The sequence below is a fragment of the Pyrococcus sp. genome, from assembly GCF_030153625.1.
Taxonomy (GTDB): domain Archaea; phylum Methanobacteriota_B; class Thermococci; order Thermococcales; family Thermococcaceae; genus Pyrococcus; species Pyrococcus furiosus.
The window spans coordinates 1-10,400 of sequence record NZ_JASKLM010000058.1 but is presented as its reverse complement, the minus strand read 5'-3'; the positions used below and the strand labels follow the sequence as shown (position 1 = coordinate 10,400).

At 43.6% G+C, this 10,400-nt stretch carries 11 protein-coding genes and 3 pseudogenes; 12 read left to right on the top strand and 2 right to left on the bottom strand.

The window, feature by feature from the left end:
* The 8 genes and pseudogenes from PWP39_RS08820 to PWP39_RS08785 all read left to right on the top strand — a co-directional run.
* A pseudogene (locus PWP39_RS08820) lies at positions 1-90 on the top strand (IS6 family transposase); the annotation flags it as partial.
* A gap of 172 nt (positions 91-262) precedes the next feature.
* Positions 263-877: an acyltransferase gene (locus PWP39_RS08815; RefSeq protein ID WP_011011896.1), complete on the top strand. Its 615-nt coding sequence runs from the start codon at positions 263-265 to the stop codon at positions 875-877.
* Between the two features lie 9 nt (positions 878-886).
* The gene (locus PWP39_RS08810) at positions 887-1,981 is read left to right on the top strand and encodes a DegT/DnrJ/EryC1/StrS family aminotransferase (RefSeq protein WP_011011895.1); all 1,095 of its coding nucleotides are present in this window, start codon (positions 887-889) and stop codon (positions 1,979-1,981) included.
* A 5-nt stretch (positions 1,982-1,986) separates the two neighbouring features.
* On the top strand, positions 1,987-2,937 hold the full coding sequence (locus PWP39_RS08805) for a UDP-N-acetylglucosamine 3-dehydrogenase (RefSeq protein WP_288073478.1): 951 nt from the start codon (positions 1,987-1,989) through the stop codon (positions 2,935-2,937).
* Complete coding sequence (locus PWP39_RS08800; RefSeq protein WP_014835224.1) at positions 2,938-4,284, top strand: nucleotide sugar dehydrogenase; 1,347 nt, start codon at positions 2,938-2,940, stop codon at positions 4,282-4,284.
* Between the two features lie 59 nt (positions 4,285-4,343).
* Positions 4,344-5,638 (top strand): annotated as a pseudogene (locus tag PWP39_RS08795) (ATP-binding protein).
* Positions 5,639-5,851: 213 nt separating this feature from the next.
* Positions 5,852-6,217, top strand: a complete 366-nt coding sequence (locus PWP39_RS08790; RefSeq protein WP_011011890.1) for an AAA family ATPase — start codon at positions 5,852-5,854, stop codon at positions 6,215-6,217.
* Positions 6,218-6,281: 64 nt separating this feature from the next.
* Complete coding sequence (locus PWP39_RS08785) at positions 6,282-6,611, top strand: ATP-binding protein (protein ID WP_011011889.1); 330 nt, start codon at positions 6,282-6,284, stop codon at positions 6,609-6,611.
* A 76-nt stretch (positions 6,612-6,687) separates the two neighbouring features.
* Here the strand turns inward: PWP39_RS08785 and PWP39_RS08775 are convergent.
* A pseudogene (locus tag PWP39_RS08775) lies at positions 6,688-8,017 on the bottom strand (RNA-guided endonuclease InsQ/TnpB family protein).
* Between the two features lie 263 nt (positions 8,018-8,280).
* Between PWP39_RS08775 and PWP39_RS08770 the strand changes: the two are divergent.
* Complete coding sequence (locus PWP39_RS08770; protein WP_288073477.1) at positions 8,281-8,694, top strand: HEPN domain-containing protein; 414 nt, start codon at positions 8,281-8,283, stop codon at positions 8,692-8,694.
* A complete protein-coding gene (locus PWP39_RS08765; protein WP_011011900.1) occupies positions 8,675-9,073 on the top strand; it encodes a nucleotidyltransferase domain-containing protein in 399 nt (132 codons plus the stop codon). The genes PWP39_RS08770 and PWP39_RS08765 overlap by 20 nt, the downstream gene beginning before the upstream one ends.
* A 252-nt stretch (positions 9,074-9,325) precedes the next feature.
* On the opposite strand, the gene PWP39_RS08760 is transcribed toward PWP39_RS08765, so the two are convergent.
* The gene (locus tag PWP39_RS08760) at positions 9,326-9,562 is read right to left on the bottom strand and encodes an antitoxin VapB family protein (RefSeq protein WP_014835226.1); all 237 of its coding nucleotides are present in this window, start codon (positions 9,560-9,562) and stop codon (positions 9,326-9,328) included.
* A 204-nt stretch (positions 9,563-9,766) separates the two neighbouring features.
* Between PWP39_RS08760 and vapB the strand changes: the two genes are divergently transcribed.
* Positions 9,767-9,973 (top strand): type II toxin-antitoxin system VapB family antitoxin, encoded by a 207-nt coding sequence (gene vapB / locus PWP39_RS08755; RefSeq protein WP_288073476.1) that lies wholly within the window; start codon positions 9,767-9,769, stop codon positions 9,971-9,973.
* A 132-nt stretch (positions 9,974-10,105) separates the two neighbouring features.
* Positions 10,106-10,372, top strand: coding sequence for a type II toxin-antitoxin system VapC family toxin (locus PWP39_RS08750; RefSeq protein ID WP_014835228.1), 267 nt, complete (start codon positions 10,106-10,108; stop codon positions 10,370-10,372).
* Positions 10,373-10,400: the final 28 nt, after the last annotated feature.

Below are 10,400 nucleotides of genomic sequence, written 5' to 3'. Positions count from 1 at the left end.
TATAATTTTGTTAGAATTCATTCTCGGTTTGGTGGACCGCCTGGTGATGTGACTGAATGGCTTCAGGAGGTGATACCCCAGTTATCCTGACAGTATCCCCCTCAATATAGATAGCTATAAAAAGGTCATCGAACTCACACTTGACTCACGTTTCTTAGAATATGTTAAAAACATATTACATGCTAACTATTGAAGTTAGATTCTAAAAAGTATCCATAATTTTTTTATTAAATATCTGACATTATTTTTCCGGTGCTTGACTATGAGTAATGGATCTAAAAAGTACTTTGTTCATCCAACCGCGGTCGTAGAGGAGGGAGCCGAAATAGGAGAAGGAACGAGGATTTGGCACTTCGCCCATATTAGGAAAGGAGCAAAGATCGGAAAGAACTGCAACATCGGGAAGGACGTTTACATTGACGTTAGCGTCGAAATTGGAGACAACGTGAAGATACAAAATGGGGTTAGCGTATACCGTGGAGTAAAGATAGAGGATGACGTTTTCCTAGGACCGCATATGACCTTCACAAACGACCTGTATCCAAGATCCTTTAACGAGGATTGGGAAGTAGTTCCAACTTTGGTTAAGAAGGGGGCAAGCATAGGGGCAAACGCAACCATCGTTTGTGGAGTGACGATAGGGGAGTACGCGATGGTCGGAGCTGGAGCCGTCGTCACCAAAGATGTGCCCCCATTTGGACTAGTATATGGAAACCCAGCAAGATTGAAGGGCTTCGTTTGCTATTGCGGGAGGAAGCTGGAAAAGATAGTTGGAGAAGATGAAGAGCACGTCATCTTTAAGTGTTCTCACTGTGGAAGGGAAGTCAAGATTAAAAAAGAGGATTATCAAAGGTATCTAAGAGAAAAAGACCTATAGGTGTCCTAAATGATTCCAATTGCAAAGCCCTTAATCGGAGAAGAGGAGATTAATGCCGTAATTGAAGTCCTAAAGAGCGGGATGCTCGCCCATGGAAAGGAAGTAGAAGCCTTCGAAAGGGAATTTGCCAGCTACATAGGAGTAAAACACGGAATTGCGGTGGTGAATGGAACGGCAGCTTTGGATATAGCTTTAAAAGCACTGAAGATAAAGCCAGGAGATGAAATTATAACAACTCCCTTCACGTTCATAGCTTCAGCAAATGCTATTCTTTTCCAGGGAGCCAAACCGGTTTTTGCAGATATAGATCCCAAGACGTACAACCTCGATCCGGACGAGGTTCTCGAAAAGATAAACGAGAAGACAAAAGCTATAATCGTTGTTCACCTCTACGGACAACCTGCAGACATGAAGGCCTTTAAGGAAATAGCTGAGGACTACAAACTATATCTCATCGAGGACTGCGCACAAGCTCACGGAGCTGAGTTTGAAGGTCAGAAGGTTGGAACCTTCGGAGACATAGCCGCCTTCAGCTTTTATCCAACGAAGAACATGACAACCGGAGAGGGTGGAATGGTTCTAACTAACGACGATGAACTCGCTCGTAGAGCTAGGCTCATAAGGAACCATGGGCAGACAGAGAAATACCTTCATGAGGAGCTCGGCTACAACCTTAGAATGACCAATATCGCCGCAGCGCTCGGAAGAGTCCAGCTCAGAAAGCTTGACAAATGGAACGAGATTAGAATTGAAAACGCGGAACTATTAACAAAGGGAATAAAGAGGATTAAGGGGTTGACGCCGCCTTACGTTGATAAGAGGGTTAAGCACGTCTTTCACCAGTATGTTATAAGGGTTGAAGACGATTTTCCATTAACGAGAGATGAGCTCAGGGAAAAGTTAATGGAAAAAGGAATAGGAACTGCCGTGCACTATCCCATGCCAGTTCACCACCAGCCCCTCTACCAAAGGCTCGGCTACTCCAAGGATTGCTGTCCCAATGCGATAGAGGCCAGCAAGAGAGTTCTAAGCTTGCCAGTGCATCCAGCTGTCAGTAAGGAGGACATAAATTACATAATTAGGACGCTTGAAGAGCTTGGGTGATCCTAATGCTCAGGGTGGGCGTTGTAGGCGTTGGAAACATGGGGTTTCATCACGCAAGGGTCTACTCTGAATTGGCCAGAGAGGGGAAAGTAGAGCTCGTGGGAGTTGCTGATGTGAACTTTGAAAGGGCTAGAGAGGTTGCAAAGAAGTTCAACACAATCCCGTACGCTGACTACAAGGAGCTCGCAAAGGAGGATCTAGATGCCGTTAGTATAGCGGTTCCAACGTCCCTCCACAAGCAGGTGGCCATAGAATTCATGGAGAGGGGAATAAACGTCCTGGTAGAGAAGCCGATAGCTGAGAGCATCGAGAGCGCTAGGGAAATGATTAGGGTAGCAAAAGAGAATAAAGTTATTCTAATGGTTGGCCACATAGAGAGGTTCAATCCAGCCGTCATCAAGCTCAAGGAGAGCATAGAGAAGGGCCTCCTAGGAGAAGTTGTCTCCATTAGTGCTAAGAGAGTGGGCCCAATGGCAATTAGGATCAGGGATGTTGGGATAATAATAGATTTGGGGGTTCACGATATAGATGTAATAAGCTACCTCTTCAATGATAGGGTTAGGAAGGTATACGCCAGGGCTGGAAACGTGAAGCATCCTGCTGGAGTGGAAGATCACGCGCTCATAATGCTCGGTTTTTCAAACGGAAAGAGTGGGATAATAGAGACGAACTGGTTAACTCCACATAAGACGAGAACGTTGACGGCCGTTGGAACGGAGGGGATAGCGTACCTAGACTACATCCAGCAGAAGCTCGTAATATACAACGATGAATGGGAGAAAATAGCGAAGATCGAGAGAAGGGAACCCTTAAAGAACGAGATCGAGCACTTCATAGAGTGCATCAAGGAAAACAAGGAACCCTTGATATCTGGTGAAGATGGATTGCACGTTCTTAAGGTTGCCCTGAAGGCTTTGGAGAGCTCAAAAAGAGATGAGGTCTTGGAGGTGGAATAATTGAAGCTCCTGGGATTAAGTAGGGAAGAGGTTAAACAGGCCTTAAGGGATGGGAAGGTGACGATAGCGGTTTATGGACTAGGTAAGATGGGGCTTCCCCTAGCTGCAGTCTTCGCCGACCATGGAGCTAACGTCATCGGCGTCGACATAAACGAGAGAGTTGTTGAGATGGTAAACAAGGGTGAAAACCACGTTAAAGAGGAACCTGGGTTGGATGAGCTTGTTAGGAGGAACGTTGAAGAGGGAAGATTAAGGGCCACGACTGACGGTGTTTGGGCCGCAAAGAGTGCCGACGTCATGATAATATTGGTTCCAACGTTGGCCGATGATAGGGGAAACCTGAAGCTTGAACCCGTCTACGATGTTGCCAATAAGATTGCAAAGGGCTTGGAAAAAGGCGATATAGTAATAACTGAAGCAACTATGCCCCCAGGAACCACGGAGAGCCTTATTCCGATACTTGAGAAGTCTGGTCTAAAGCTTGGTGAGTTCGGATTAGCCCACGCTCCAGAGAGGACAATGACCGGAACCGCGATTAGGGACATTACAGGCCAGTATCCTAAGATAGTTGGAGCGAGCGATGAGAGAACGTTAGAGGCAGTTATCGGATTATACGAGACGATAAACAGAAAGGGAGTCATTCCAATGAGCTCTATAAAGGCCGCAGAAGCGGTGAAGGTGTTCGAAGGAGTATACAGGGACGTCAACATAGCATTGGCTAATGAACTTGCATTGTGGTGCGAAGAACATGGGTTAGACGCCTTAGAAATATTCAACGCAGCCAACACTCAGCCTTATTGCCATCTACACATGCCAGGAGCCGGGGTTGGGGGGCATTGTATCCCAGTCTATCCCTGGTTCGTGATAAGCTTGGCTAAAAAGACGAATCCCAGACTGATAAAGACCGCCAGAGAGATAAACGATTCTATGCCCCACCACATTGTTGAATTAACAATAAGAGGGCTGAATGAAGTTGGGAAACCATTGAAAGGTAGCAACGTGCTCGTCCTAGGACTAACCTTTAGAGGAGGTGTAAGAGAGTTTACGAAGAGCCCTGCAATAGATGTTATAAAGGAGCTCAAGGAATGGGGAGCCAGAGTCTTTACATACGATCCCCTATGCAATGAGGAAGATGCGAAACGTTTTGGAGCGGAGTGGAAAGAGGACTTCAAGGATGTAGATGCCATAGTCATAGTTACCGACCACAAGGAGTTCAAGGACTTAAACCTGGAAGAGATAGCAAAGCAGGTAAGAAACAGAGTAATCGTTGATGGAAGGAATATTCTAGATCCCAGGAAGGCTGAAAAGCTAGGATTCGTGTATTTAAGGGTTGGGAGAGTGTTTTAATAGCATAGCCTTCTCCCTTTTCATATTTGTTAAATATTCGAATCGTGTTTATTATAATCATGATCCGAAAATTTGTGAACAGGAAAAGGGAGCTTGAAGTTCTAGAGAAAGCAAGGCTTTTTGTCGTGCATGGGAGGAGAAGAGTTGGCAAAACAGCCCTCTTAAGGAAATTTTTGGAGAATAAAAGGTATGAAAAGGACGTAGAGGGGTTCTCCCAGGAAATAAGCTCCTTTATAAATGCACCTGTAAGATTCGAAAGCTCCAGGGATGCATTCAAGTTTCTAAGAGAACAGGGAAAATTAATCGTCATACTTGACGAATTTCCATACTTAATAGAGGCCGATAAAGGGATAGTATCTGAATTCCAGGAAATAGTGGATGTGATGCTTGATAATTCTGATGTTACACTCATCCTCTGTGGCTCAAGCGTTGGAATGATGGAACGCGAGGTGCCCAGCTACAAGAGTCCCCTCTACGGGAGGGCAGGTGGGATTCTAAAGGTTCAACCTTTCCGCTTCTTCGACATGGTCGAATGGTTTGGAAAGGACTTTGAAAGGCTTCTAAGGATCTATGACGTCACGTGGGGAATTCCCAAGTACATGGAGTTCTTCAGAACTGGAAGCGATGAAGAGATAATAGCCAACTTCTTCGACCCGAGTGCATTCCTATTCAACGAAGCAAGGCTCCTCCTTCTGGAAGAGCTAAGGAATCCGAGCAGGTACATGCAGATAATCGAGGCAATAACCCTTGGAAAACAAGACTCAACGAAATCGCCCAGTACACCGGAATAGAGCCAAAGGATTTGCCCTCTTACCTTAGAGTCCTCTCGAATCTTGGAATCATAAAGCGAGAAGTCCCAATAACCGAAAGAAAGGGTAAGAGATGGGTTTACGTGATTGAGGATGAGTACTTCAGATTTTACCACCGTTTCGTGAGCCCTCACTATGAGGAGATAGAGTCCCTTAACCCCGAGCCCGCAATCGAGGATTTCCGGAAGAATTTTAACGCTTACCTCGGAAGGACATTTGAAAAGGTCTCAAGGGAGTTCTTAACGAGAGTTATTAAGCCCAGCAAGGTCGGAAGGTGGTGGCACAAAGGGGAGGAAATCGACATCGTTGCCCTTAAGGGTGAGGAGAGAAAGGCCCTGCTTGTTGAGGTTAAGTGGAAGGAGCTCAGCGAGAAAGAAGCGAGGAGAATTTTAAAAGACCTTGAGCACAAAGGTGAGTTAATCGGAATGGAAAAGTGGAAGAGATGTTATGGATTGATAGCGAAGAAGATCGAGAACAAGGAGAGCATCAAAGGTGAGGGCTTCTTCCTATGGGATCTAAAGGATTTCAAGAGCGAGATGATTTAATGGTGTGATGCTTCCATGTGCCTAGCTAACCTCCCTAGCATAGGAGTCAAACAGCACAATCCTCCCAAAAATTGAGCTTTTAACCTTTCAATGATTTTTCCTCCTTCCTCTCCCTGGGTTCTTGTCTCATTCATATGCATCCTAAAGCTACTATCTTGGTAGTGACATTACCAAAATATTTTTAAATTGTTGGTAATGCAAATACCAACATGATTGAACAGTTTAATCCATGGTGGAAGGATAGTGTTCATAGAGGAGGATGAGGACTATAGAAAATGGAAGGAGAGCAAAGTTAAGTGGATTCCAAATATAATCGAGAGGGTTTCGCTTGAGCCATTCTCCTTGAACTTCATATTCGGCCCGAGACAAGTTGGAAAAACAACGCTATTGAAGCTAATCATAAAGAGGCTCCTGGATGAAGGTATTAACCCCAAGGCGATATTTTATGTTAGATGTGATTATTTAAGCGACTACAAGGAGCTCATGAAAGTTTTGGACGAATACATGGAGTTCAGGAAGAATGAGGGGATTGAAAGTTCATACTTCTTACTGGATGAGATAACGTTTCCAAAGGAGTGATTCAGGGCAATAAAGCTCTACATCGACATGGGGAAATTCAAGAATTCTAACAGGCTCCTTAAGTATGTACCTCAAAGGTGAAGTTGAGACCTTCCCTGGGAGAAGAGGTAAAGGAAAAGACATCGTTATGAACCCTCTGAGCTTCGGGGAATTCGTGAAAGTTGCGAGGCCAGACATTTACTCCAAACTTCCCAGGATTAAAAGAATCACCAAAGTTAAGGAATGCTCAAAGCTACGCCCGTGGAGAGAGGAGCTCTATGACCTCTTTATTTTATATTTAAAAAGCGGTGGATTCCCGAGGGCCGTCAAGGATATCCTTGAGGGGGAAAGTATAGCCGAACTCCACGAGCCAACCTGGAATTCCATCCAAAAGTTCTACGGCCCTCTCTATTAACTCCTCTTCGACTTCCATTCCTACCTCTTCGAATCCCCTCCTTAAGAATTCCTTGAATAGTTCCCTTGAAAATGGCTTAACGGTTATCTCCTCCTGACCTCCTCCCCGCCTTGAAGGGCGAGGCTTTCAACGGGCGGGGAGAGGTTTGCGGGCTCTCATCCACCTACTCCCGTCACCGGTTTCGGTTCGGCCCGAGGGCCCGGTCTCAGGCCCATTACCCCTCCCTTGGGCGTAAAGACCACCCAAGTTCTGGGTTATCGTTCTAATAACCTTCTTCAAGATGTTAAAGGCACCAACTAAGTCCGCGTTGAAGATGAGCCCCGTTGCGGGACACTTAAATAATCCTCGAGTAAAGCGAGCCCCTTCATGGGGCCTCCCGCAAACGGGGCAAAGCTTAGACGTGAAAGCCTCCTCAACAACCTCGACGAGAATACTATACTCCTCAGCAACTTCAATCAAACGTTTAATAACGTAATTGAACTGCCAAATATGAGAAAGCAAGAAATTCTGCTTTTTACCCTTGTTAGAATTCCTGATAATGCCTTTAGGATAGCCCACGATAATTCTTGAAACTCCAAGATGGTAAAGCCTCTTGACAGTTTGCCTTACTGCAGTGTTAATATAGTGCCTTGCTTGAAGCTTAGCCCTCTCGTACAGTCTTCTGAGTTTTCTGCTCGTTTTAGTCCCCGACTTGTTGAGTTTAGACTGATAGTCAGCTACTTTCTTCTGAAAGTAAAATCCAATGCTCTTTAACGGCCTCCCATTCACGAGGAAGCTTTCCCCGTTCTCGACGTAAACGGCCATTAAATTGTTTACACCCAAGTCTATTCCTGCTGAAAGGTTCCCCAAGGGTTGTCTTGGGATTTTAACCCAACCTTTTCTGGTTAATTTTTCTTCTACAGTAAATGAAATGTGGGCGTACCATTTTCGCTTAACTTCATCATAAGTTATTTCCAATCTTCCTTGTTTGCCTTTCAAGTGTATTCTCCCCTTGAATTGAATTTCCAAGCGTTTAAACCTGCCAAGACCTTTGAGAATGAGCGTATTCCCATCAATCTTGTATTGGTCGTTTCTTAGGATGATTAGTGGTTTTCTCTTCCCGCCATCCTTCAAGTAGTTTGGTGGTTTTGGCTTGAACCACTTGGGCAATTAGTGAAGAAACTCCTCCAAGCCTCAGCATTCTTCCTGGCTATCTGTTGAACAGTTGCAGAACCTGTTTCTTGCTTGAATTCTTCGTAAACAATCTTCTCTGTCCTGTTGAAGTCCACTAGTTTGCCCTCAAAGAATTCCTGTCTCCGCAAGTAGTTCACTCGATTCCAGACTTTAGCCCCAACGTCAGCTAACTCGAAGAGAATTTTCTCTTGTTCTTTACTCGGCTGGAGTTTTATAGTCACTGAACGCTTCATTTTAGAGTATAGTATTGCCATTATGATTTAAAAGAGTATTGCTTTTAAGGGCTAATTCAGAATTACACCATCCTCATCCTAAAAGGCGAAGCTCTCAAAAGAAAAAGGTAACGCCCCCGTTACAGGTAACGGTACCATTACTTAAGGATTATGTCGGCATTTGTACTTAATCCGAGAACCACACAAAATATATACACAAGCGATGAGGAATATAAACAAAATGTTTAATTATTTTTAGTTAAATTTGCCTACCGGTAAGGGTTATGTTCAAAGATAGCGAATATGAGCGGTGGATTAAAGAGGCCAAGAGAACTTTAGAATCCGCTTATTCGGACTTAAAGGAAGGATATTATGAATGGGCCAGTTTTAAGTCCCAACAGGCGGCAGAATTAGCTGTTAAGGCAGTTCTACGAGGATTAGGCCTTGCCCCAGTAGGTCACTCCATAACAAGGCTACTGCGAGAACTAAAAGGAATGGGATTCAACGTTCCAAAAAAGCTCCTATACTACGCAATGGAGCTCGATAGGAACTATATAGCACCAAGATATCCAGATGCATATCCAGAGGGAGCGCCATTTGAGTACTATTCCGAGGAAGTAGCCAAGGAGTTAATTTCATATGCTGAGGCGATAATTAAGTTTGTCGAGGCCTTAAAAAATGAGCTTGGAAAAACTTAAAAGGTTCGTCGATAGGATAGTGGCATATTTAGAAGGGGATGCCACCGTAATCCTCTTTGGATCTTATGCTAGGGGAGACTACAACTTGGCAAGTGATTTCGATCTTGTGGTAATATCCGACAATATAAAGGGAAATCCCCTGGAGAGAACTCGGGAGCTTTACATGTTAAACGAGGAGCTTTTACCTGTGGATATCATTGCATACACTAGAGAAGAATTTCTAAAAGCTTTAGAGAATCTTTCTCCCTCAGCCCTGGATGCCATAACCGAGGGAAAAGTTCTCTATGATAGCGGGTTTTACAAAATAGCAAAGAAAAAGTTTGAAGAGCTCAAAAAGAAAGGCCTAAAAAAGAAAAGGTATTGGATGATTAACCCATAGGAGAAATTAAAGGAGCTTCACATCAAGCCCAAACTCTTTTAGAGTTAGAAAGTCTTTATAGGAAGATCGTTTGCCATAGCTGTGGCCCCAATGAAGAAAGTCTTTGAGTTTTTGTAAAGGTAAGTCGCCATTCCCACAGATCTTCCATCAAATTTAACCAGATGAGTCCGTCTTTTTTGAAAACTTATAAGGTGTTGTCAAGGCCCAAGGCTTTTTCAAGAATTTCTCTGTTCCCACGAGCTATTTCGATTATCACACTTGTGTCAAGAACTGCTTCCATTTCTCAAACTCTTTTTCTAGCTCTTTTAGCCTTTTCCTGGTTTCCCGATATTCTTCCCCATTTAAGATACCGTAAATGTGTTTAAGAGCCACTGAATTTCCTTTTTTCTCCCTTAAGAGTTCCCTAAGAAGTTCACTAAATGATTTCTTGCCCTTTATTCGTAAGAGTTCATTGTAAACATCATCAGAAACTGTGATTGTCTTAACCATAACCTCACCAATACATTGAATACGTGCATCATATTTAAGCATTGTAGGCCTAGGTACGATCTCTCCGAACACTCCAAGATAAGCACATTATATTCACTCGCCGAATTATTAATGATTTATCTGTTCCTTCAGAACTCGGTGGCCTTAAATGTTGGAATTGGGTATATAAAAATTGTATTACAAATATACCTGCAGGTGAATTACGTGGGAGATGGTATTAGTATTCGTGTTCCGCCAGAAATTAAGCACGAAATGGAGAAGTTGAAGGGTGAAGTTAACTGGAGTGAGGAAATTAGAGAATTCATAAAAAGGAAGATTAAAGAATATAAAATAGCTTACATCCAAGCCTTGCCCGAGGCACCAAGAGGAACAGCACAAAAGTTAGTGGGAAAGGATCGTGATAATCATTGACTCTTCAGCTTTTTCAAAGTTTTTATTAAAAGAAAAAGGCTGGGAAAAGTAATCCCCTACTTAGATCCAGACTTGGAACCACATGCCGTAGATATGTTAACCATTGAAACAACAAATGTGATAGGGAAATACATGAAAAAGTACAAGCTAATAACGAGAGAACAAGCTATAGGACTTTACAAGCAGATGGTAAAGCTCATAAGGGAGGAAGTCATAATGCTGGAGCCGGGGGAGAAATATCTGCAAGAAGCTTTGAAAATTGCTATGGATTATGACATTTCCATCTATGATGGCCTGTTTCTGGCACAGGCTAGAAATTTAAAAGCCAAGCTGATTACAAGCGATAAAAGACAAGGAGATGTTGCAAGAGAAATTGGAGTGGAAGTAGCGTACATATGAGCGAGCAGGTTGTGCTCTACAGAAGATT